This window comes from Sphingobium bisphenolivorans (assembly GCF_000412635.1).
Taxonomy (GTDB): domain Bacteria; phylum Pseudomonadota; class Alphaproteobacteria; order Sphingomonadales; family Sphingomonadaceae; genus Sphingobium; species Sphingobium bisphenolivorans.
The window spans coordinates 111789-132835 of sequence record NZ_ASTG01000010.1; the positions used below are offsets into that span (position 1 = coordinate 111789).

24 protein-coding genes are annotated in these 21047 nt (G+C 63.7%); 3 read left to right on the plus strand and 21 right to left on the minus strand.

What is annotated here, in order from left to right:
* Positions 1 to 4 precede the first annotated feature (4 nt).
* From nuoK to thiE, 17 genes are all read right to left on the minus strand, one after another.
* Positions 5 to 310, minus strand: coding sequence for an NADH-quinone oxidoreductase subunit NuoK (nuoK, locus tag L858_RS0109380; RefSeq protein ID WP_022682894.1), 306 nt, complete (start codon positions 308 to 310; stop codon positions 5 to 7).
* On the minus strand, positions 307 to 918 hold the full coding sequence (locus tag L858_RS0109385; RefSeq protein ID WP_022682895.1) for an NADH-quinone oxidoreductase subunit J: 612 nt from the start codon (positions 916 to 918) through the stop codon (positions 307 to 309). The genes nuoK and L858_RS0109385 overlap by 4 nt, the downstream gene beginning before the upstream one ends.
* Before the next feature lie 30 nt (positions 919 to 948).
* Complete coding sequence (gene nuoI / locus L858_RS0109390) at positions 949 to 1434, minus strand: NADH-quinone oxidoreductase subunit NuoI (RefSeq protein ID WP_022682896.1); 486 nt, start codon at positions 1432 to 1434, stop codon at positions 949 to 951.
* Positions 1431 to 2480 (minus strand): NADH-quinone oxidoreductase subunit NuoH, encoded by a 1050-nt coding sequence (gene nuoH / locus L858_RS0109395; protein ID WP_022682897.1) that lies wholly within the window; start codon positions 2478 to 2480, stop codon positions 1431 to 1433. Before nuoH ends, nuoI begins: the two co-directional genes overlap by 4 nt.
* Positions 2477 to 4498 (minus strand): NADH-quinone oxidoreductase subunit NuoG, encoded by a 2022-nt coding sequence (gene nuoG, locus L858_RS0109400; RefSeq protein WP_022682898.1) that lies wholly within the window; start codon positions 4496 to 4498, stop codon positions 2477 to 2479. The genes nuoH and nuoG overlap by 4 nt, the downstream gene beginning before the upstream one ends.
* A 2-nt stretch (positions 4499 to 4500) precedes the next feature.
* Positions 4501 to 5817 (minus strand): NADH-quinone oxidoreductase subunit NuoF, encoded by a 1317-nt coding sequence (gene nuoF, locus L858_RS0109405; RefSeq protein ID WP_028055980.1) that lies wholly within the window; start codon positions 5815 to 5817, stop codon positions 4501 to 4503.
* Complete coding sequence (gene nuoE / locus L858_RS0109410) at positions 5814 to 6482, minus strand: NADH-quinone oxidoreductase subunit NuoE (protein WP_022682900.1); 669 nt, start codon at positions 6480 to 6482, stop codon at positions 5814 to 5816. The genes nuoF and nuoE overlap by 4 nt, the downstream gene beginning before the upstream one ends.
* The gene (locus L858_RS0109415; RefSeq protein WP_022682901.1) at positions 6482 to 7717 is read right to left on the minus strand and encodes an NADH-quinone oxidoreductase subunit D; all 1236 of its coding nucleotides are present in this window, start codon (positions 7715 to 7717) and stop codon (positions 6482 to 6484) included. Before L858_RS0109415 ends, nuoE begins: the two co-directional genes overlap by 1 nt.
* The gene (locus L858_RS0109420; RefSeq protein ID WP_022682902.1) at positions 7717 to 8553 is read right to left on the minus strand and encodes an NADH-quinone oxidoreductase subunit C; all 837 of its coding nucleotides are present in this window, start codon (positions 8551 to 8553) and stop codon (positions 7717 to 7719) included. The genes L858_RS0109415 and L858_RS0109420 overlap by 1 nt, the downstream gene beginning before the upstream one ends.
* Position 8554: 1 nt before the next feature.
* Positions 8555 to 9109, minus strand: a complete 555-nt coding sequence (locus L858_RS0109425) for a NuoB/complex I 20 kDa subunit family protein (protein ID WP_022682903.1) — start codon at positions 9107 to 9109, stop codon at positions 8555 to 8557.
* On the minus strand, positions 9100 to 9474 hold the full coding sequence (locus tag L858_RS0109430) for an NADH-quinone oxidoreductase subunit A (RefSeq protein ID WP_022682904.1): 375 nt from the start codon (positions 9472 to 9474) through the stop codon (positions 9100 to 9102). The genes L858_RS0109425 and L858_RS0109430 overlap by 10 nt, the downstream gene beginning before the upstream one ends.
* 130 nt (positions 9475 to 9604) lie before the next feature.
* Positions 9605 to 10417, minus strand: coding sequence for an inositol monophosphatase family protein (locus L858_RS0109435; protein WP_022682905.1), 813 nt, complete (start codon positions 10415 to 10417; stop codon positions 9605 to 9607).
* A 35-nt stretch (positions 10418 to 10452) separates the two neighbouring features.
* The gene (locus tag L858_RS0109440) at positions 10453 to 10818 is read right to left on the minus strand and encodes a hypothetical protein (protein ID WP_022682906.1); all 366 of its coding nucleotides are present in this window, start codon (positions 10816 to 10818) and stop codon (positions 10453 to 10455) included.
* The gene (gene efp / locus L858_RS0109445) at positions 10818 to 11381 is read right to left on the minus strand and encodes an elongation factor P (protein ID WP_022682907.1); all 564 of its coding nucleotides are present in this window, start codon (positions 11379 to 11381) and stop codon (positions 10818 to 10820) included. Before efp ends, L858_RS0109440 begins: the two co-directional genes overlap by 1 nt.
* A gap of 99 nt (positions 11382 to 11480) precedes the next feature.
* Positions 11481 to 12050: a M23 family metallopeptidase gene (locus L858_RS0109450; RefSeq protein ID WP_028055981.1), complete on the minus strand. Its 570-nt coding sequence runs from the start codon at positions 12048 to 12050 to the stop codon at positions 11481 to 11483.
* Positions 12051 to 12052: 2 nt separating this feature from the next.
* Entirely contained in the window at positions 12053 to 13144 is a 1092-nt protein-coding gene (locus tag L858_RS0109455) for a L,D-transpeptidase family protein (RefSeq protein ID WP_028055982.1), read from the minus strand.
* Between the two features lie 67 nt (positions 13145 to 13211).
* A complete protein-coding gene (gene thiE / locus L858_RS0109460) occupies positions 13212 to 13904 on the minus strand; it encodes a thiamine phosphate synthase (protein ID WP_022682910.1) in 693 nt (230 codons plus the stop codon).
* Between the two features lie 76 nt (positions 13905 to 13980).
* Between thiE and L858_RS0109465 the strand changes: the two genes are divergently transcribed.
* Positions 13981 to 14700, plus strand: coding sequence for a DUF72 domain-containing protein (locus L858_RS0109465; RefSeq protein ID WP_022682911.1), 720 nt, complete (start codon positions 13981 to 13983; stop codon positions 14698 to 14700).
* A 184-nt stretch (positions 14701 to 14884) separates the two neighbouring features.
* Here L858_RS0109465 and L858_RS0109475 read toward each other — a convergent pair whose 3' ends face one another.
* The 4 genes from L858_RS0109475 to tkt form a co-directional block, all read right to left on the minus strand.
* Entirely contained in the window at positions 14885 to 15781 is an 897-nt protein-coding gene (locus tag L858_RS0109475; protein WP_028055983.1) for a fructose bisphosphate aldolase, read from the minus strand.
* Between the two features lie 120 nt (positions 15782 to 15901).
* Complete coding sequence (locus L858_RS0109480) at positions 15902 to 17104, minus strand: phosphoglycerate kinase (protein WP_022682914.1); 1203 nt, start codon at positions 17102 to 17104, stop codon at positions 15902 to 15904.
* Positions 17105 to 17261: 157 nt separating this feature from the next.
* On the minus strand, positions 17262 to 18272 hold the full coding sequence (gene gap / locus L858_RS0109485; protein WP_022682915.1) for a type I glyceraldehyde-3-phosphate dehydrogenase: 1011 nt from the start codon (positions 18270 to 18272) through the stop codon (positions 17262 to 17264).
* A gap of 31 nt (positions 18273 to 18303) precedes the next feature.
* Complete coding sequence (gene tkt, locus L858_RS0109490; protein WP_022682916.1) at positions 18304 to 20274, minus strand: transketolase; 1971 nt, start codon at positions 20272 to 20274, stop codon at positions 18304 to 18306.
* 172 nt (positions 20275 to 20446) lie between these two features.
* Between tkt and L858_RS0109495 the strand changes: the two genes are divergently transcribed.
* A complete protein-coding gene (locus tag L858_RS0109495) occupies positions 20447 to 20641 on the plus strand; it encodes a hypothetical protein (protein ID WP_037504554.1) in 195 nt (64 codons plus the stop codon).
* A complete protein-coding gene (locus tag L858_RS0109500; RefSeq protein WP_022682918.1) occupies positions 20634 to 20969 on the plus strand; it encodes a cell division protein ZapA in 336 nt (111 codons plus the stop codon). Before L858_RS0109495 ends, L858_RS0109500 begins: the two co-directional genes overlap by 8 nt.
* Positions 20970 to 21047: the final 78 nt, after the last annotated feature.

A 21047-nucleotide genomic window follows, 5' to 3' on the forward strand; every position in this document is an offset into this window, starting at 1 on the left:
GGCTTTAGCCCTTCATCCGGTTGACATCGTCGACGGCGATCGTGCCGCGAGCGCGGAAGTAGATGACGAGGATGGCAAGGCCGATGGCCGCCTCACCCGCCGCCACCGTCAGCACGAACATCGAAAAGACCTGGCCGACCAGATCGCCGAGGAAGGCGCTGAACGCGACGAGGTTGATGTTCACGCTGAGGAGGATGAGCTCGATCGCCATCAGGATGATGATGACATTCTTCCGGTTGATGAAGATGCCAAGCACCCCCATCACGAACAGGATCGCGCTGACCACCAGATAATGCTGAAGGCCGATCACAGCTCCACCCCCTGCCCCACGGGCTGATTGACGTTGCGCACGGCATCCTGCGGACGGCGGCGGTTCTGCTTCGCGATATTCTGCGGACGGACGCCGCCGCGAGCGCGGTGGGTGAGGACGATCGCCCCGATCATCGCGACCAGCAGGACGATGCCCGCCGCCTCGAAGAGGAAGATGTAGCGGGTGTAGAGCAGCGCGCCGATCGCCTGAATGTTGCTGAGCTCCGGATTGACCGGCGCGGCGCGCTGGGCGAGTTCGATCGGACCCGCGCTCCAGATACCGATGCCGAGTACGATTTCCGCCAGCAGCACCAGCGCGATCAGCATGCCGAACGGCAGATAATCGACGAAACCGGCCCGCAGTTCGGCGAAGTCGATGTCGAGCATCATGACGACGAAGAGGAACAGCACGGCGACCGCGCCCACATAAACGATGACGAGCAGCATCGCGATGAATTCGGCGCCGAGCAGGACCATGAGGCCCGCCGCGTTGAAGAAGGCGAGGATCAGCCACAGCACCGAATGAACGGGATTGCGTGACAGGATCGTCAGCGCGCCGCTGCACACCACGATCGTGGCGAACAGATAGAAGGCGATAACGTGAATCACAGGATCATATTCCCCTTTGACGCGCGCGGCTTAACGATAGGGTGCATCGGCGGCAAGGTTCGCGGCGATGGCGCGTTCCCACTTGTCACCATTCTCAAGAAGCTTGGCCTTGTCGTAGATCAGCTCCTCGCGGGTTTCGGTCGAGAACTCGAAGTTCGGGCCTTCGACGACCGCGTCCACCGGGCAGGCTTCCTGACAGAAGCCGCAATAGATGCACTTGGTCATGTCGATGTCGTAGCGCGTGGTGCGGCGGCTGCCGTCCTCGCGCGGCTGCGCCTCGATCGTGATCGCCTGCGCCGGGCAGATCGCCTCGCACAGCTTGCACGCGATGCAGCGTTCCTCGCCATTGGGATAGCGGCGCAGCGCATGCTCCCCCCGGAACCGCGGCGAAATCGGGTTCTTCTCATAGGGGTAGTTGATCGTCGCCTTGGGCTTGAAAAAATATTTCAAGGTCAAAGCGTGCGCCTTCACGAACTCCCAGAGGGTGAAGGATTTGACATAATAGCCGAGGCTCATTGAGCGCCTCCGTAGCGCGTAAACATGAGGAAGCCCGAAACCAGGAAGACGAAGAAGAGCGACGTCGGCAGGAAGATCTTCCAGCCCAGCCGCATCAGCTGGTCGTAGCGGTAGCGGGGCACCGTCGCCTTCACCCAGGAGAAGACGAAGAAGAAGAACAGGATCTTGGCGAACAGCCAGAGGATGCCGGGCACATAATAGAGTGGCGCCCAGTCGAGCGGCGGCAGGTAACCGCCCCAGAACAGGATCGCGTTCAGCGCACACATCAGGATGACGTTGGCATATTCGCCAAGCCAGAAGAGCGCAAAGGCCATGGACGAATATTCGGTCTGGTAACCGGCAACCAGTTCGGACTCTGCTTCGGTCAGGTCGAACGGCGCGCGGCCGGTTTCCGCCATGGCGCTGATCAGGAACATGATCGCCATCGGGAAGAGCAGCGGGTTGAAGCCGTTGCCGTTCAGGAAGCCATAATAGCCCTTCTGGCTTTCGACGATCGCGGTCAGGTTGAAGCTGCCGGCCCAGAGGACGACGCAGACCAGGATGAAGCCGATCGAGACTTCATAGCTGATCATCTGCGCGCTGGCGCGGATCGCGGAATAGAAGGGATATTTGGAGTTGGACGCCCAGCCCGACAGCACGATGCCATATACGCCCAGCGAGGATATGGCGAGGATGTAGAGCAGGCCGACATTGATGTTGGCGACGACCACGCCGACCTGGAACGGGATCACCGCCCAGGCGATCAGCGCCACCGTGAAGGTGATGATCGGCGCGATCAGGAACAGCGCGCGGTTGGCGGCCGAGGGGATGATGGTTTCCTGAAGGAAAACCTTGGCGCCGTCGGCGAAGGACTGGAGCAGGCCGAAGGGACCCACGACGTTCGGACCACGACGCAGCGCCATCGCCGCCCAGATCTTGCGGTCGGCGTAGATGATCATCGCGACCGCGAGCATCAGCGGAAGGGCGATTACCAGGATGCCGATGATCGTCGCGAGCAGCCAGGCGCCTTCGAAGGGCAGGCCGAGATTCTGGAAGAAAGCGGTCACTCTGCGGCCTCCGCAAAGGTCTCACCGTGGATCAGCTCGGCCGAGCATTGCTGCATCGTCGGGCTGGCGCGGCAGATGGCGTTGGTCAGGTAGAAATCCTTGATCGGCGAACCGAACTCGCCGCTGGCGCCGGTTGGCAGCGACGGCAAGTCTTTGAGGTTGTTTGGCCAGCCATAATCAGCAAGACCGATCTGGCCGAGCGCCGGCACGGCCTTCTCCATCTCGGCGCGGAGCTGCTCGAAGCTGTCGAAGGGCAAGGTCGCGCCGAGCACTTCGGACAGGGCGCGCAGGATCGACCAGTCCTCGCGGGCGTCGCCCGGCGCGAACACGGCTTTCTCGCCCCGCTGCACCCGGCCTTCGAGATTGACGTAGGTGCCGGCCTTTTCGGCATAACTTGCGCCCGGCAGGATCACGTCCGCCGCATGCGCGCCCTTGTCGCCGTGATGGCCGATATAGACTTTGAAGCTGTCCTCGAACGCGGAATAATCGACCTCGTCCGCACCGAGCGAGAAGAGCAGCTTGGGGCTCGCCGCCGCCACCGCCTTGATGCCGCCCTGCGTGGCGTAGCCGAGCATCAGCCCGCCCATGCGCGCCGCCGCGAAATGCAGGACATTATAGCCGTTCCAGCCTTCCTTGATCAGGCCCAGCGTTTCGACCAGCGCCAGCGTATCGCCATGCGCGCCGTCCTTCGCCAGCACGCCGCCGCCGACGATCATCGCCGGGCGCGCGGCCTTGCCGAACGCTTCCACCACCGCTTGCGGAAGCTTCGCCAGCAGCGAGGCGTCATTGCCCAGCCATTCGACCTTGTAGGTAAGGTCGACCTGCGGGCCTATGCCAAAGACCTTCGCGCCCTTCTTGATCGCCTTGCGAAGCCTCGTGTTCACCAGCGGCGCTTCCCAGCGAAGATTGGTGCCGACCAGCAGGATCACGTCAGCGGTTTCGATGCCGTTCAGCGTCGTGTTGAAGTTGACCGCGGACAGGCTCGACACATCATAGGCAAGGCCGGTCTGACGCCCTTCCAGCATGGTGCCGCCTAGCTTCTCGACCAGCGCCTTGCCCGCGAACATCGTCTCGCAATCGAGCAGGTCGCCGGCCAGAGCCGCGACGCTGCCGCCATGCTGGACCGCCGCGACGGCCGCGAATGCCTCGTTCCAGGTTGCCGGAACCAGCTTGCCGTCCTTGCGGACATAGGGCTTGTCGAGGCGTTTGCGTACCAGACCATCGACATTGTGCCGGGTCTTGTCGCTCGCCCATTCCTCGTTCACGTCATCATTGATGCGCGGAACGGCGCGCAGCACCTGACGGCCGCGGCTGTCGAGGCGGATATTGGTGCCGACCGCGTCCATCACGTCGATGGCGTGGGTCTTCTTGAGTTCCCAGGGACGCGCCTCGAACGCGTAGGGCTTCGACGTCAGCGCGCCTACGGGGCAAAGGTCCACCACATTGCCCGACAGTTCGCTCTTGGCGGCATGTTCAAGATAGGTGGTGATCTGCATATTCTCGCCGCGATAGATCGCGCCGATTTCCGGCACGCCCGCGACTTCCTCGGCAAAGCGCACGCAGCGGGTGCACTGGATGCAGCGGGTCATGACGGTCTTGACGATCGGACCCATGTATTTCTCGGTGACCGCACGCTTATTCTCGTCGAAGCGGCTGCCGCCCCGGCCATAGGCGACCGACTGGTCCTGCAGGTCGCACTCGCCGCCCTGATCGCAGATCGGGCAGTCGAGCGGGTGGTTGATGAGCAGGAACTCCATCACCCCTTCGCGCGCCTTCTTCACCATTTCGGTCTGGGTGAAGATCTCCTGATTCTCGGCGGCCGGCAGCGCGCACGAAGCCTGCGGCTTGGGCGGTCCGGGCTTCACCTCGACCAGGCACATGCGGCAATTGCCCGCGATGCTGAGGCGCTCATGATAGCAGAAGCGGGGGATTTCCTTCCCCGCCATCTCACAGGCCTGGAGGACGGTGGCGCCCGCCGGGACTTCGAGTTCTACGCCGTCTACTTTGACCTTCGGCATGGTTACTCCGCTGCCTCCATGACGGGGGCGCTACCCTTGTTCTCGTTGATCCGGCGCTCGATTTCCGGGCGGAAATGGCGGATCAGGCCCTGGATCGGCCAAGCCGCCGCGTCGCCAAGCGCGCAGATGGTATGGCCCTCGACCTGCTTGGTGACCTCGTGCAGCATGTCGATTTCGCCGATGTCCGCCTCGCCCGAGCGCAGGCGCTCCATCACGCGCCACATCCAGCCGGTGCCTTCGCGGCAGGGCGTGCACTGGCCGCAGCTCTCATGCTTGTAGAAGTAAGAGAGACGGCTGATCGCGCGGACAATGTCGGTCGACTTGTCCATGACGATGACGGCGGCGGTGCCGAGGCCGGAGCCGAGCGCCTTGAGGCCATCGAAGTCCATCGGCGCGTCCATGATCTGCTTGGCCGGAACCAGCGGCACCGACGACCCGCCGGGAATGACGGCGAGCAGATTGTCCCAGCCGCCACGAATGCCGCCGCAATGCCGGTCGATCAGTTCCTTGAAGCTGATGCCCATCGACTCTTCGACGACGCATGGCTTGTTCACATGGCCGCTGATCTGGAAGAGCTTGGTGCCCTTGTTATTCTCCCGCCCGAAGCTGGCGAACCATTCGGAACCACGGCGCAGGATCGTCGGCGCGACCGCAATCGATTCCACATTGTTCACCGTCGTCGGGCAGCCATAGAGGCCGGCGCCCGCCGGGAAAGGCGGCTTCAGGCGCGGCTGGCCCTTCTTGCCTTCCAGGCTTTCGATCTGCGCGGTTTCCTCGCCGCAGATGTAGGCGCCCGCGCCGCGATGGACGAAGACGTCGAAATCATAGCCCGATCCGCAGGCATTCTTGCCGAGGAAGCCCTTTTCATAGGCCTGCTCGACGGCGGCGAAGAGAACCTTCGCCTCATAGATGAACTCGCCGCGGATATAGATATAGGCGGCGCGCGCGCGCATCGCGAAACCGGCGACCAGCGCGCCCTCGATCAGCTTGTGCGGATCGTGGCGGATGATCTCGCGGTCCTTGCACGATCCCGGCTCGGATTCGTCGGCGTTGATGACCAGGAAGCTCGGACGACCGTCTTTGCTTTCCTTGGGCATGAAGCTCCACTTCATGCCGGTCGGGAAGCCGGCGCCACCACGGCCGCGCAGGCCCGAGGCCTTGATGCGCTCGATGATCTCGTCCTGGCCGATTTCCAGCAGCTTCTTGGTATTGTCCCAATCGCCGCGCTTGATCGCCGCGTCGATGCCCCAATCCTGGAAGCCATAGACGTTGGTGAAGATGCGGTCCTTGTCGCTGAGAGGCGCAATCACGTCGCTCATGCCCATTCGCCCCGATAGTCGTGATTTTCCTTGACCATGTCCTTGAGGCTGGTCGGCCCGCCTTCGGGGCAGCTTGTCTGACGATCGATCTGCGGACCGATCTTGGGCTGCTTGCCAGCGGCGAGATCGTCGAGGATCGCGCTCATGCTGTCATAGGCCAGGTCTTCGTAATTATCGTCGTTGATCTGGACCATCGGCGCGTTGGCGCAGGCGCCCAGACACTCGACCTCGCTCAGGGTGAACAGGCCGTCGGGAGTCGTGCCGCCCTTCACCAGACCCTTGTTCTTGCAGGCCGAGAAGACATCGTCGGAACCGCGCAGCATGCAGGGCGTCGTCCCGCAGACCTGCACATGATAGCGGCCAACGGGAGCGAGGTTGTACATGGTGTAGAAGGTCGCGACCTCGTAAACCCGCATATAGGGCATGTCGAGCTGGTCGGCGATATATTCCATCACCGGCACCGGCAGCCAGCCCTGGGTCTGCGTTTCCGCGCCGACCTGGCGCTGGGCGAGGTCGAGCAGCGGCATGACCGCCGACTGCTGACGACCGGCGGGATAACGGGCGATGACCTTCTTCGCCTGCTCGGCATTTTCGGCCGTCCACGCAAACGCGCCCCAGCGCGCGCGCGTTTCGGCCTCGTCCGGGATATGAACTGCGTCAGCCATTAGCGGTCACATTCTCCAAACACGATGTCCATGGCGCCCAGGACAGCGGTCGTATCGGCCAGCATGTGGCCCTTCATCATGAAATCCATCGCCTGAAGGTGCGAGAAGGCGGTCGGGCGGATCTTGCAGCGGTAGGGCTTGTTCGAGCCGTCCGCGACCAGATAGACGCCGAACTCGCCCTTGGGGCTTTCGGTGGCGACATAGACTTCGCCAGCGGGCACATGGAAGCCCTCCGTATAGAGCTTGAAGTGGTGGATGAGCGCCTCCATCGAGCGCTTCATCTCGCCACGGCGCGGCGGCGCAACCTTGGTGTCGAGCGAGAGCACCGGGCCTTCCGGCATCTCGTTGAGACATTGCTTCATGATGCGGGCGGACTGACGCACTTCCTCGACGCGGACCATGAAGCGGTCGTAGCAGTCGAAATTGGTGCCGACGGGAATGTCGAAGTCCATTCGGTCGTAAACATCATAAGGCTGCGACTTGCGGATGTCCCAGGCGATGCCGGAACCGCGCAGCATCGGGCCGGAGAAACCCCATTTCAGCGCGTCTTCCTTGCTGACCACGGCGATGTCGACATTGCGCTGCTTGAAGATGCGGTTGTCGGCGACGAGGCTGATCGCGTCCTCGAACAGGCGCGGCAGGCGCGTGTCCAGCCAGTCGGCGATATCGGTGAGCAGCTTGAGCGGCACGTCCTGATGCACGCCGCCGGGCCGGAAATAGGCCGCATGCATGCGCGCGCCCGAGGCCCGCTCATAGAAGTTCATGCAGTCTTCGCGCAGCTCGAACAGCCACAGGTTCGGCGTCATCGCGCCCACGTCCATGACGTGCGAACCCAGGTTCAGCATGTGGTTCTTGATGCGCGTCAGTTCCGCGAAGAAGGTGCGCAGATATTGGGCGCGGATCGGCACTTCCAGGTTCAGCAGCTTCTCGATCGCCAGCACATAGCTGTGCTCCATCCCCATGGGCGAGCAATAGTCGAGCCGGTCGAAATAGGGCAGCGCCTGCAGATAGGTCTTGTACTCGATCAGCTTTTCGGTGCCGCGATGGAGCAGGCCGACATGCGGATCACAGCGCTCGACGATCTCGCCGTCCAGTTCCATGACTAGGCGAAGCACGCCGTGCGCCGCAGGATGCTGCGGTCCGAAGTTGATCGTGTAGTTCTGGATTTCCGTATCGCCCAGCGTCGGATCGTCCGCGCTGACCTTTTGTTCCAGTTCGTCGAGATAGGTGGACATCAGGATTTGTCCTCGGGCTTGGCGGCGCCTTTGCCTTCGTCGGTATGCTCTTCCGGAGGAACCGGAGCGTTGGGCGATTTTTCATGGCCCTTGCTGTTGGCGGGTTCCCCCGCGCCGGTCTGCTCGGATTTTTCCGTAACCTTGGGCGTCGCACCGGCCGGCTCGCCCTTGGGAGCGGCGGGGGGCGGCGGCGGCGCGGCGACAGGTGACGGGGCGCCGGGCGCTTGCGGCGCCTTTTCATCGCCGGGCAGCACATATTGCGCGCCTTCCCAGGGGCTCTGGAAGTCGAAGCTGCGGAAGTCCTGTGCCAGCTTCACCGGCTTGTAGACGACGCGCTTGTCCTCTTCGCTATACCACATCTCGACATAGCCGGTCAGCGGGAAGTCCTTGCGCTGCGGATGACCCTTGAAGCCATAGTCGGTGAGGATGCGGCGCAGGTCCGAATTGCCTTCGAAGATGACGCCGTACATGTCGAACACCTCGCGCTCCAGCCAGCCGGCGACCGGCCAGATGTGCGTGACGGTGGGGACCGGGGTATCCTCGTCGGTCTGGACCTTGACGCGGACGCGATGGTTCCGCGTGACGCTGAGCAGATGGTAGCACACCTCGAAACGCTCAGGGCGTTCAGGGTAATCGACGCCCGCGATTTCCATCAGTTGCTGATATTGCGCGCGGTCGCGCAGCACCACCATGGCGTCGGCTAGCTTCTCCCGCACGACGGTGAAGCTCAGCTCATCGGCCCGATCGACGGTTTCGACCAGCATGGAGCCGAGCAGGCCGGCGATTTCTTCCGCGATGCCGGGGATGGTCGCGATCTTCGGTGCAGAATGGCCCATGTTAACGCTCAATCGTCCCGATCCGGCGAATCTTCCGCTGCAACTGCATCACGCCATAGAGCAGCGCTTCAGCGGTCGGCGGGCAGCCGGGCACATAGATGTCGACCGGCACGATGCGGTCGCAGCCACGCACTACCGAATAGCTGTAATGATAATAGCCGCCGCCATTCGCGCAGCTGCCCATCGAAATCACATATTTCGGATTGGACATCTGGTCGTAAACCTTGCGCAACGCGGGAGCCATCTTGTTGCAGAGGGTTCCGGCCACGATCATCACGTCCGACTGGCGCGGGGATGCGCGCGGTGCTGCGCCGAAACGCTCCATATCATAGCGCGGCATGTTGACGTGGATCATCTCGACCGCGCAGCAGGCAAGACCGAAGGTCATCCACCACAGCGACCCGGTGCGCGCCCACTGGAACAGTTCCTCGGTCGAGGTGACGAGGAAGCCCTTGTCACTGACTTCGCTGTTCAGCGCGTTGAAGAAATCCTGGTCGGGCTGCGTTCCGGCCGGCAGCAGGGTGCCGGGGGCGGGCCGCTCAAGTTCTACTCCCAATCGAGTGCTCCCTTCTTCCACGCATAGACGAGGCCGAGCACCAGCTCCGCTATGAAGATCATCATGGTGCCCCAGCCGGCCCAGCCGATCTGGTCGAGGCTGACGGCCCAGGGATAGAGGAACGCCGCCTCCAGATCGAAGATGATGAACAGGATGGCGACGAGGTAGAAACGCACGTCGAACTGGCTGCGCGGCTCCTCAAAGGCCGGGAAGCCGCATTCATATTCGCTGAGCTTCGCCGGGTCGGGCTGGTGCGAGCCGGTGAGCCGCCCCACCAGCATCGGCAGGAACACGAATGCGCTCGAAAGCAGCAGTGCGATCCCGAGAAAAATCAGGATCGGCAGATATTGGGATAGATCGACCAACGGAATCCCCTGGGCGAATGTGACTTACGGGCGCGCTTTAGGCCTGCCGCATAGGTGAAGCAAGGCCTTGAGCCATGAGAATGATTCGCAACAATCGCGATTTGTTGTACGAGAGTTCAAACAGCGCGGATTAGCGGAGCGCCCCGGCAATGAGCTTGTGCAGCTTGCTGTGGACGGCATCGTTCCCGGCGATCACTTCCTTGCGCTCGATCGCCTGGTCGCCGCCCCGGAAGTCGGTGACGAAGCCCCCCGCTTCGCGCACCAGCAGGATGCCGGCGGCAACGTCCCAAGGTTGCAGGCCGCTTTCCCAGAAGCCGTCGTAGCGGCCCGATGCCACATGGGCGAGGTCCAGTGTCGCGGCGCCGAAGCGGCGGATTCCCGCCACCGAAGGGCCGACCGCGCCGAAGATGCGCGTCCACTCCGCGAAGTTGCCGTGGCCGAGGAACGGAATGCCCGTGGCGATCAGGCAGTCACCCATATCGCGGCGAGCGGAGACGCGGAGGCGCTGGTCATGCCGCCAGGCGCCCCGGCTCTTTTCCGCCCAATAGCTTTCGTCCGTGATCGGCTGATAGATGAGGCCGGTCGTGATTTCCTTCTTACCGCCATAGAGCGGCTCTTCCACCGCAATCGAGATGGCGAAATGCGGGATGCCGTGGAGAAAGTTGGTGGTGCCGTCGAGCGGATCGATGATCCAGCGCGGCTTGCTGGGGTCGCCCTCTATCACCCCGCCCTCTTCGAGCAGAAATCCCCAGTCGGGCCGCGCCTTGCGCAGTTCCTCGACCAGCGTCTGCTCACACTGCTTGTCGGCCTTCGACACGAAGTCGGCCGGCCCCTTGCGGGACACCTGAAGATGCTCGACCTCGCCGAAATCGCGGCGCAGCTTGGCGCCGGCCTTGCGAACCGCGCGTTCCATGACGGTGAGAAGGCCTGAGTGGGATACCATGCAAAATCTCCGCCGCCCCGAGGGACGGCCTTCGCTTATTTCTTGGGGGCAGGCTTGGCGGCGGGTGCAGCAGGCGGGCGATAGCCGCAGGTCCCGGCGATCACCGCCAGCATCTGCGAAGGGTCCTTGCGGTCAACCTTGCCGGCATTGGCCGCGATCACCTTGTCGGTCGCCGCACTGATCTTCGACAGCGGATTGATGTAGAGGCATTCGAAGAGCACATTCTTGACCGGCTGTTCGACCTGCGCCGACTGCAGCGCGCTGCTGATGACGCGCAGCACATAGGCCGCGCTGTCGAGTTGTGCCTTGGATGGTTTGTTAACCGTCTGCGCAGCAAGCGCAGCCGGCATGGCGCCGATCGCGAGAATGGCGGCCGCACCCATGCTGCGCCCGAACCGCATCAGTCGGCCCGCTTCACATATTCGCGCTCATACACGTCGACGACGATGCGCGTGCCGGTGACGATGTGCGGGGGAACCATGACGCGCACGCCATTGTCGAGGATCGCCGGCTTGTAGCTGGCGGAAGCCGTCTGCCCCTTCACCACGGCGTCAGCCTCGACCACGGTCGCTTCGACCGTCTCGGGCAGCTGCACGCTGATCGGGCGCTCTTCATACATTTCGAGCATGACCATCATGCCGTCCTGAAGGAAGGCCGACGCTTCGCCGACCAGATCCTGCGGCAGGTTGATCTGCTCATAGCTTTCCGTGTCCATGAAGACGAGCATGTCGCCCTCGGCATAGAGATACTGGAAATCCTTGGTGTCGAGGCGGATGCGCTCGACCGTCTCCGCCGAGCGGAAGCGGACGTTGTTCTTGCGGCCGTCGATCAGGTTCTTGAGCTCAACCTGCATATAGGCGCCGCCCTTGCCGGGCTGGGTGTGCTGGATCTTAACGGCACGCCACAGGCTTCCGTCATATTCGATGTTGTTGCCGGGACGAATCTCGACGCCGCTGATCTTCATGGGAAGAGCCTGCCTATATGTCTGAGGATGAAAAGAGCCGGCCTGTTGAGGCTGGCGGGCCTTTACCTCGGCAGAGGCCGAAGGGCAAGGGGCCGCGCGTCATCGCGGGCGGACGAGCAGCGGATAGGGATTGATCGGGCGGCCGCCATACCAGGGCTCGCCCGGCTGCATCTCGTGGACCGCGAAATGGAGGTGGGGCGCTGACGGATCGGCATTGCCAGTGCTGCCGACGTTGGCGATCCGCTGACCGCGGCGGATGGCCTGGCCCTCCTTGAGGCCCGGCGCATAGCTGTCGAGATGGGCATAATAATAGACGCGCCGGCCGTCAGGGGAGCGCTGATAGAGGGTGCGTCCGCCGGCATCGCTCCAGAAGATCTTTTCGATCCAGCCGTCGCTGACCGCCAGCACCGCCCTGCCCCGCGCGGCCATGATGTCGATGGCGTCGTGCGGCCGTGCGCCGCTCGCCCGCGCCTGGGTGAAGGTGTCGGTGAGCGCGGTGGGTGGGACGCCCTCGACCGGAATAAGCAGCGGCCCCGTCTCGGCGGAAGCGGGGCGCTGCGGCGGAGACGGACGCGGCGCTTCGTCGGGCACGATGCGGACGCAAAAATGCAGGAAGAGCGCGCAGAGCAAGATGGCGAGGATGCCGCCGCCACAGCCCCGCGCGCTCATCTTCATGCCTGGAACACGGCCTTGACGCCAGACTTCACCATCTGCGCCAGCCGCGCGGCATCCCAGTTGGTGAGGCGGATGCAGCCATGGCTTTCGGTGCGGCCGATGGTCTGAGGCTCAGGCGTGCCGTGGATGCCGTAATGGGGCTTGGAGAGGTCGATCCAGACGACGCCGACCGGGCCGTTCGGGCCGGGCTTCAGCACCGCCTTCTGGTCGTTCGCCGAAGCGTCCCAGAACAGATCAGGATTATAATGGAAGTCAGGATTGCGGCTCAACCCCTTGATTTCCCACGTTCCGAGCGGCAGCGGATCATATTGCGACCCCATCGTCGCGGGGAATTGCGCGATCAGCTTGTTCTGCGCGTCATAGGCACGGAGCACGCCGTCCGATTTGTCGACGACGATATGGTCGGCCTGCGGCTGGTCCTTGGCGACGCCGAGGCTGGCGAGGGTCGTGCCCCAGCCGCGCTCATCACCATCGATCCGCGCCACGGGCTGATTGGCTATGGCGGGCACGCGGATGGTCGTGCCGGCGCCCACCTTCGTGTTGGGGGCGTTAAGCGCGACCAGCACCTCCGGCTTGGTGTGGAAGCGCTCGGCCAGCTTTTCGAGCAGGTTCCGGTAGCCAAGCGCCGGCAGCTTCGCCTGATCGTTGAGGTCCTTGGGCACGTTGAAGAAGGGGCCGCGGGCGAAGCTGTCGGGAATCCTGACCAGCCAGGTCGCGGGTTGCGGCTGACCGTTCAGCAGCGCCTTGGCCGTCGCCTCGTCATAGGTGCCAGTGGCGGGAAGGCCCCTCGCCTCCTGGAAGCCCTTGAGCGCGGCGGTGAAGGACATGCCCTCCTTGCCGTCCAGCACGCCCGGCGAGAAGCCCGCGCGGTCCAGCGCCACCTGCGCCTGGAGAATGGAATCCGTGCGTGGCGGGGCGCCAGTTGGCTCCGGTACGATCGTGAAGTCGGCATCGTTCGCCGCAGGAGCGGCGGACTGCTGCGTCCCCGCCGCCTGCCCTTTCGGCGCGGCGGCGCTGTCGTTGGCGTCGGTGACGGAGACTTTGCACGCGGCGCAGAGCAGCGTCAGGATGAGCATGTGGTTCTTCAAGGCATTCTCTCCCATGTTGCGGCGAGAGAACGCACGGGGCGCGGGAAGGCTGCCTCTCCGCGGGTCGTTACGCGCTCAATATGCGCGAGAAGGCGGCCACACCCGCTTTCGGGCCTTCGACATGGTTCCAGACGGCGCCGCTCACGGCCAGGAAATCGGCGCCTGCCGCCACCAGCGGCCCGGCATTGTCCGCCGTGATGCCGCCGATCGCGACGCAGGGGAGTTCGAACAGCGTCGTCCACCAGCCGAGGATTGACGGGTCGGGGCGATGCCGGGTTTCCTTGGTCGTGGTGGGATAGAAGGCGCCGAACGCGACATAGTCCGCCCCCGCCTCCCCCGCATCCATCGCGAGATGGCGGCTGTCGTGGCAGGTGACGCCGATCTGCACCGAGGGGCCGAGCAGCTTGCGCGCCTCACGCGGGTCGCCGTCATCCTGCCCCAGATGCACGCCGTCCGCACCGAGCCGCTGGGCGAGCGCGATGCTGTCGTTGATGATGAAGGCGACGTCGCGCTCGGCGCAGAGCTTCTGCAACGGTTCGGCCGCGCGGGCGATGGCGTCCTCATCCACACCCTTCAGGCGCAACTGAAATGCGGCGACTTCCCCGCCGTCGAACGCCTGCGCCAGTTTTTCGACGAAACTGTCGTCGATGGCGGGCGGCGAGATCAGGTAAAGCTGGCATGGCGGGCGCCGACCATCGCGCTCGAAGCGGTCCGCGAAGTTGGGATCGAGGGCGAGTTCTTCGTCGGTGAAGTCGGTCATGCCCCTGCCCTTAGCGCTTTTTGGCGGCGCTGGGAAAGATGGGAACCGTACCCCGCCCCTGCCGCGTTGTCCGCCCATGATCCGGATCGGATGCTCGGGATGGAATTACCGCCACTGGCGCGGGCGCTTCTATCCCGAAAAGCTGCCGATGAAGCAATGGTTCGCCTTTTACGCGGAGCATTTCGACACGGTCGAGATCAACAACAGCTTCTATCGGCTGCCAAAGCCGGAGACGGTGGACAAGTGGCGCGAACAGGCGCCGCCGGGCTTCTGCTATGCGGTGAAGGCGAACCGCTTTCTGACGCAGATGAAGAAGCTGAAGGATTGCGAGGAGCCGGTGGCGCGGATGATGGCGTCCTTCCGGCAGTTTGGCCCGACATTGGGACCGATCCTTTATCAGATGCCGCCGCAATTTGGCGTCGATCTGGAGCGGCTGCAGGCGTTCCTGCGCATCCTGCCGCGTGAACAGGTGCATATGTTCGAATTTCGGCATCCGAGCTGGTATGTCGATGCGGTCTATGCGCTGCTGGAGCGCCACGGCGCGGGGCTCTGCCTGCATGACATGGCCGGGTCGGCCACGCCTCGAGTGGCTGTGGGGCCGGTCGCTTATGTCCGCTTCCATGGCAGCGGCGGCCGATATTGGGGCCGATATTCGGAGACGCATCTGCGCGGATGGGCGGAGTGGATGAGGGAGCAGGCCAGCGCCGGGCGGCCGGTCTGGGCCTATTTCAACAATGACCCCGAAGCGCAGGCGATCGAGGATGCGCGGGCGCTGAAGGCGCTGGTTGGGTCGTGACCTGAAAGCAGTCCGATACAGACCATCACCCCGTCATTCCCACGGAAGCGGGAATCCATCTCCCGTAAGAAGCGCCAAGCGGAACGGTTGAGAGATGGGTCCCCGCTTTCGCGGGGATGACGATCTGGATGAAATGGTCGTCAAGGATGAGGCTATCGGCGTTCACCGATAGCCTCCCTTCCATTCACGCCGCCTTCTTGGTCGAGGCGCCGTGGATTTCGTCGATCGCCTGCCCCAGCGAGGCGTTGAACTCGTCGTCGCTCATCTGGTGGCGCAGGTCGTTCAGCAGCGCGCGGCTGAAGCTGGCGATGATGCCGCGATTCTTCGCCAGTTCAGCGCAAGCCTCGGTGCGCGAGAAACCGCCCGAAAGCGCGACGACGCGCAGCACGCGGGGATGATCGACCAGCGGGTCGAACAGACCGGGCTTGGTCGGCAGCGACAGCTTCAGCATGACCTTGTCGTCACCCGGCAGCGCGTCGAGATTCTTGAGAATCTCTTCGAGCAGGATCTGGTCGGCCTCGGCACGCTCGGGGCTCTTGATGTTGACTTCCGGCTCGATGATCGGAACGAGGCCGGCGGCAAGGACCTGGCTGCCGACTTCGAACTGCTGCTTTACGACAGCGGCAATGCCCTCGCGATTGGCGAGGTTGATGACCGAACGCTCCTTCGTGCCGAACACGCCAAGCGCCTTTGCCCGCTGGAGCAGCACGTTGAGGTCGGGGTTCGGCTTCATCAGCTGCACGCCATTCTGTTCGTCTTCCAAGCCCTTGTCGATCTTGATGAAGGGAACGACGCCGCGCTCGATCAGCGCCTGCGGCACCGACTTGCCGGCGACTTCGCCGTCCATCGTGCGCTCGAACAGGATCGCGCCCAGCACCTTTTCACCCGTGAAAGCGGGCGAGGTGATGACGCGGCTGCGCATGCCGTGGATAAGGCCAAACATTTCCTCGTCATTGGCCCAGGCGCCTTCCTCGATGCCATAGCCCTTGAGCGCCTTGGGCGTCGAGCCGCCGCTCTGGTCGAGCGCCGCGATGAAGCCGTTGCCGCCCTCGATCTTCGCCTTCATGTCCTGAAACTGCATCTGCACATACCTTTTCATCTGGGAAGAGCGCCCCCTAGCGGCGGCGCTGTAAGAAAGGAGCCGAAAAGCGGCATCCTGAAAAAGCAAGGCCGCCTCATCCGGGCGGCCTCGCGGTGATTGTCAGGCCAGCAGCGCCTTGACGCCCGGCAGTTCCTTGCCTTCCATCCATTCGAGAAAGGCGCCGCCCGCGGTCGAGACGAAGCTGAAGTCGCCCGCCACGCCCGCATGATTGAGCGCCGCCACCGTGTCGCCGCCCCCCGCGACGGAGGTAAGCCCGCCTTCCTTGGTGAGCGCGGCGGCGGTCTTGGCCAGCGCAACGGTCGCCTTGTCGAAAGGCGGGATCTCGAACGCGCCGAGCGGGCCGTTCCACACCAAAGTGCGGCAGTTCTTGATCGCGTCGCCGAGCGCCTCGACGGCGGCAGGCCCAACGTCGAGGATCATCTCGTCGGCGGCGACCTCATGCACGTTGCAGGTCCGCAGCGATGGCGGGTTAGCGGCGAATTCCTTCGCGACCACCACGTCATAGGGCAGATGGATGGTGCAGCCGGCAGCCTCCGCCTTGTCGAAGATCGCATCGGCCGTTTCGGCAAGGTCCTTCTCGCACAGCGACTTGCCGACATCGACGCCGCGCGCGTGGAGGAAGGTGTTCGCCATGCCGCCGCCGATGATCAGATGATCGACCTTCGCGACCAGATTGTTGAGCACGTCGAGCTTGGTCGACACTTTCGCGCCGCCAACGACGGCCGCGACCGGTTTCACCGGCTCGCCAAGTGCAGCCTGCAGCGCGTCGAGTTCCTTTTCCATCGAGCGGCCAGCGAAAGAGGGCAGCTTGTGCGCCAGTCCTTCGGTCGAGGCATGGGCCCGATGCGCGGCGGAGAAGGCATCGTTCACATAAAGGTCGCCGATCGCGGCGATGGCATCCGCCAGCGCAGGATCATTCTTCTCCTCGCCGGGATGGAACCGCGTATTTTCGAGGATGGCGATGTCGCCGTTGCGCATCACCCTGATACCGTCGGTGGCGGCTTCGCCCTGGCAATCGGGGATGAACTGCACATCGCGGCCCAGCACCGCCGTCAGTGGGCGGGTGATCTTGGACAGCGAATATTCCGGGTTTTTCTGGCCCTTGGGCCGGCCGAAATGAGCGAGGATCAGCACCTTCGCACCCCGGTCGGCAAGTTCGAGGATCGTCGGCATGGCGGCGCGCAGGCGGGTGTCGTCGCTGACCGATCCGTCCTGCATCGGCACGTTCAGATCCTCGCGCACCAGCACCACCTTCCCGGTGATATCCCCCATGTCGTCGAGTGTCTTGAACGGCTTTGCCATAGTGATTTTTCCTTGGCTATTCACATGAAAAACCGTTCGGTTCGAGCAGCTTCGAGCTTGTCGAGAAGCGCCCGTCGAGAAAAATTCCCGATACGCCGTCTCGACTTCGCTCGACGGCTACTCGAACCGAACGGGATTTTTATGGACAAACGGGTTTTTACAGGAACTTCGCCACAACACCGGTGGTGTCGATCATGCGGTTCGAAAAGCCCCATTCATTATCGTACCAGCTCAGTACGCGCACCAGCGTACCGTCGATCACCGCCGTTTCGAGGCTGTCCACAGTCGAGCTGCGCGCATCGCCATTATAGTCGATCGACACCAGCGGCTCGTCGGAATAGCCGAGCACGCCCTTGAGCGGACCATTTTCGGACGCGGCCTTCAGCAGTTCATTGACTTCCTGAACGGTCGTCGCGCGCTTGGCGTCGAACTTGAGATCGACTACCGAGACGTTCGGGGTCGGCACGCGGACCGACGAACCGTCGAGCTTGCCCTTGAGTTCGGGAAGAACCTCGCCCACGGCGCGAGCGGCGCCGGTGGTGGTCGGGATCATCGACAGGGCTGCGGCGCGGGCGCGGCGCATGTCCTTGTGCAGCTGATCGAGCGTGTTCTGGTCGTTGGTGTAGCTGTGGATCGTGGTCATGAAGCCGCGCTCGATACCGATCGCGTCGTGCAGGACCTTGGCGAGCGGCGCCAGGCAGTTGGTGGTGCAGCTGGCGTTCGAGATGACGACGTCTTCGGCGGTCAGCGTCTCATGGTTGACGCCGAACACGACGGTCTTGTCCACGCCGGTCGCGGGCGCCGAGATGACGACGCGCTTGGCGCCGGCGGCCAGATGGGCGCTCGCCTTTTCCTTGTCGGCGAAGATGCCGGTGCATTCCAGCGCGATGTCCACGCCCTGGGCTGCGTGCGGCAGCTTGGCGGGGTCACGCTCAGCGGTGACGGCGATGCGCTTGCCCTCGATGACCAGGAAATTGCCGTCGACGCTGACTTCGCCAGCCCAGTTGCCATGGACGCTGTCGCGCTTGAACAGGAGAGCATTGGACTTGGCATCGCCCAGATCGTTGATGCTCACCAGTTCCAGATCATGGTCGGTACGCGACAGGATCGCGCGGGCGACCAGTCGACCGATACGTCCGAAACCGTTGATTGCTACCTTCGTTGCCACTGCACTAGCCTCCTGATTGGGTAGATTATTCTTAATGATCGAGCGCGGCCGCGACCTGCGGCGCGATCTTTGCGGCGGTCAGGCCGAAATGCTCGTAAAGTGCTTCCGCCGGAGCCGAAGCGCCGAATGTGTCGATGCCAAATCGCAGCCCGGCGATGCCGACATAGCGTTCCCAGCCAAAGGTCGTTCCCGCCTCGATCGATACGCGCAGCACATGATGCGGCAGGAGTTCGTCCTTATAGGCCTGCGGCTGCACATCGAAATGCGCCCAGCTCGGCATGGATACGACGTCGGCGCCGATCCCCTGCGCTTCCAGCAGGTCTGCGGTAGCGACGGCGATCTCAACCTCGGAGCCGGTGGCGATCAGCACCACCTTGCGCTCGCCATTGGCTGCGCGCAGGCGATAGGCCCCCTTGGCGGAGAGGTTCCCGACGGCCTTTTCGGTGCGCAGCTGGGCCAAGTTCTGGCGGGTCAGCGCCAGCACCGACGGACCGTCCTTGTCCTTGAGCGCCAATTCCCAGCACTCCGCCGTCTCGACAATGTCGGCGGGGCGGTAGACGTCTAGATTGGGGATCATGCGCAGCGACATGACATGTTCGATCGGCTGGTGAGTCGGGCCGTCTTCGCCGAGACCGATCGAGTCATGGGTCAGAACATGGATGACGCGCTGCTGCTGGAGCGCGCCGAGACGAATGCCCGCGCGCGAATAGTCGGAAAAGACCAGGAAGGTGCCGCCATAGGGGATGACACCGCCGTGCAGCGCCATGCCGTTCATCGCGCAGGCCATGCCGAATTCGCGGATGCCGTAATAGACGTAGCGGCCCGAATAATCGTCCCTGGTCAGCGGACCGGTCGACTTGGTCTTTGTGTTGTTGGAGCCGGTGAGGTCCGCCGAGCCGCCCAGCGTTTCGGGCAGCAGGTCGTTGATCGCGCCCAGCGTCAGCTCGCTCGCCTTGCGGGTCGCGACCTTTTGCGGATTGGCGATCAGCGTGTCGATATAGGCCGAAAGTGAGAAATCTGCGGGCAGCTCGCCAGCCATGCGGCGTTCAAATTCCGCCTTCTGTCCGTTACTTGCGAGACGGTTTTCCCAAACGCCGCGAACTTCAGCGCCGCGCGCGCCGATCTGGCGCCAGGCGGCGGCGATGTCTTCGGGAATGACGAAGGGTTCGGCCGACCAGCCGAGGAACTCGCGGGAGGCAGCCACTTCCTCGACACCCAGCGCGGAGCCGTGGACGCCCGACGTGCCCGCCTTGTTGGGCGAGCCATAGCCGATCTTGGTGGCGCAGGCGACGAGCGAGGGCCGGGGATCGGCCAGCGCTTCATCAATGGCGCGGCGCACGTCGGCGACGTCGTGGCCGTCACAGGAGACGACATGCCAGCCGGTCGCGGCGTAGCGGGCGCGGACATCCTCGCTGCTCGACAGGTCGATCGAACCGTCGATGGTGATCTTGTTGTCGTCCCAAAGGACAATCAGCCGGCCGAGGTTCAGGTGGCCGGCAAGGCCGATCGCCTCGTGGTTGATGCCTTCCATCAGGCAGCCGTCGCCCGCGACGACCCAGGTGCGGTGATCGACCAGATCGTCGCCGAACTGCGCGTTCAGGTGACGCTCCGCGATCGCCATGCCAACGGCGGTGGCGAGGCCCGAGCCGAGCGGGCCGGTGGTCGCCTCTACGCCGGAAAGCTCGAAATTCTCCGGGTGGCCGGCGCAGGGGCTGCCGAGCTGGCGAAAATTGCGGATGTCCTCGATCGTCGGGCGGGCGTAGCCGGTCAGGTGCAGCAGCGAATAGATCAGCATCGAGCCGTGGCCGGCCGACAGCACGAAGCGGTCGCGGTCGGCCCATTTGGGCTGGGTCGGATCGAACTTCAGATAATCGCTGAACAATACCGTGGCGACGTCCGCCATGCCCATCGGCATGCCCGGATGACCGCTGTTCGCGGCCTGCACGGCATCCATCGAAAGCGCCCGGATGGCGTTGGCAAGCGACTTTTCGGAAACGGTCATCGAAGCGGCGTCTTTCCTGGCTTTGCAGCGGCCCCCTGTAAGGCCTGCGAATCGAGATCGGGCCTCCTTTGTATGCTCAATCCGCATGCGTCAACCATGGCAGGCACCGTGGCTGCGCCAAGCCGCCCAATGACAGCTTTTGCACGGCGAAAACTTTGGTTATGGCAAGGACATGGCAAGTGACCGCATGACGCAGGCGATCGCCACGCTGGAGCGTGCGGTCACCGGGCTCGAACAGGAATTGGGCAGGCTGATGACGACGCCCGCCCCCGAATCCTCCTCCAGCATGGACGAAGGCGCCGCGCGGCAGGCGCTGCAATCGCTCGACCTGTTGATCAACGAACTGAAGGGGCGGACAAGTGGCTGAAACCACGCTGCACATCGCCGGTCGGCAATATAATCTGCGCTGCCGCGACGGGGAGGAAGCGCATCTGGCGCACCTCAGCACGCTGATCGAGCGCAAGGCGCGGCTAGCGCAGCAGAATACGCCGGGCTTGACCGAAGTGCGCACGCTGCTGTTCGCGGCGCTGTTCCTGGCGGATGAGCTCAATGACCTGAAGCGCGAGGCGATCGGGCGTCAGCAGAGCCTGGCGCTCGACGAGGGCGACGAGGTTGCCGCCCGCGCGGTGGAGGCTCTGGCCGGGCGGATAGAAAAGCTGCGCGAGACTCTTGCCGCCGTCGCGCCCGACGCCTAAATTGAGGGCGACGGGTACTGCGCGATACGAGCTTTAGCGAACATCCCTGAGGCGATAATCACATCCACGGGGACTGTC

Bases quoted from the DNA above. Each gene is read 5' to 3' on its own strand.
- L858_RS0109475 (WP_028055983.1), bottom strand. From the start codon at position 15,781: ATGCAGTTTCAGGACATGAAGGCGAAGATCGAGGGCGGCAACGGCTTC.
- L858_RS0109415 (WP_022682901.1), bottom strand. From the start codon at position 7,717: ATGTCCACCTATCTCGACGAACTGGAACAAAAGGTCAGCGCGGACGAT.
- nuoE (WP_022682900.1), bottom strand. From the start codon at position 6,482: ATGGCTGACGCAGTTCATATCCCGGACGAGGCCGAAACGCGCGCGCGC.
- thiE (WP_022682910.1), bottom strand. From the start codon at position 13,904: ATGACCGACTTCACCGACGAAGAACTCGCCCTCGATCCCAACTTCGCG.
- L858_RS0109435 (WP_022682905.1), bottom strand. From the start codon at position 10,417: ATGGTATCCCACTCAGGCCTTCTCACCGTCATGGAACGCGCGGTTCGC.
- L858_RS0109440 (WP_022682906.1), bottom strand. From the start codon at position 10,818: ATGCGGTTCGGGCGCAGCATGGGTGCGGCCGCCATTCTCGCGATCGGC.
- L858_RS0109420 (WP_022682902.1), bottom strand. From the start codon at position 8,553: ATGGGCCATTCTGCACCGAAGATCGCGACCATCCCCGGCATCGCGGAA.
- L858_RS0109465 (WP_022682911.1), top strand. From the start codon at position 13,981: ATGATCCGGATCGGATGCTCGGGATGGAATTACCGCCACTGGCGCGGG.
- L858_RS0109450 (WP_028055981.1), bottom strand. From the start codon at position 12,050: ATGAGCGCGCGGGGCTGTGGCGGCGGCATCCTCGCCATCTTGCTCTGC.
- nuoF (WP_028055980.1), bottom strand. From the start codon at position 5,817: ATGAGCGACGTGATTGCGCCTCTCAGCGACAAGGACCGCATCTTCACC.
- tkt (WP_022682916.1), bottom strand. From the start codon at position 20,274: ATGACCGTTTCCGAAAAGTCGCTTGCCAACGCCATCCGGGCGCTTTCG.
- L858_RS0109480 (WP_022682914.1), bottom strand. From the start codon at position 17,104: ATGGCAAAGCCGTTCAAGACACTCGACGACATGGGGGATATCACCGGG.
- efp (WP_022682907.1), bottom strand. From the start codon at position 11,381: ATGAAGATCAGCGGCGTCGAGATTCGTCCCGGCAACAACATCGAATAT.
- nuoG (WP_022682898.1), bottom strand. From the start codon at position 4,498: ATGCCGAAGGTCAAAGTAGACGGCGTAGAACTCGAAGTCCCGGCGGGC.
- nuoI (WP_022682896.1), bottom strand. From the start codon at position 1,434: ATGAGCCTCGGCTATTATGTCAAATCCTTCACCCTCTGGGAGTTCGTG.
- L858_RS0109495 (WP_037504554.1), top strand. From the start codon at position 20,447: ATGGCAAGTGACCGCATGACGCAGGCGATCGCCACGCTGGAGCGTGCG.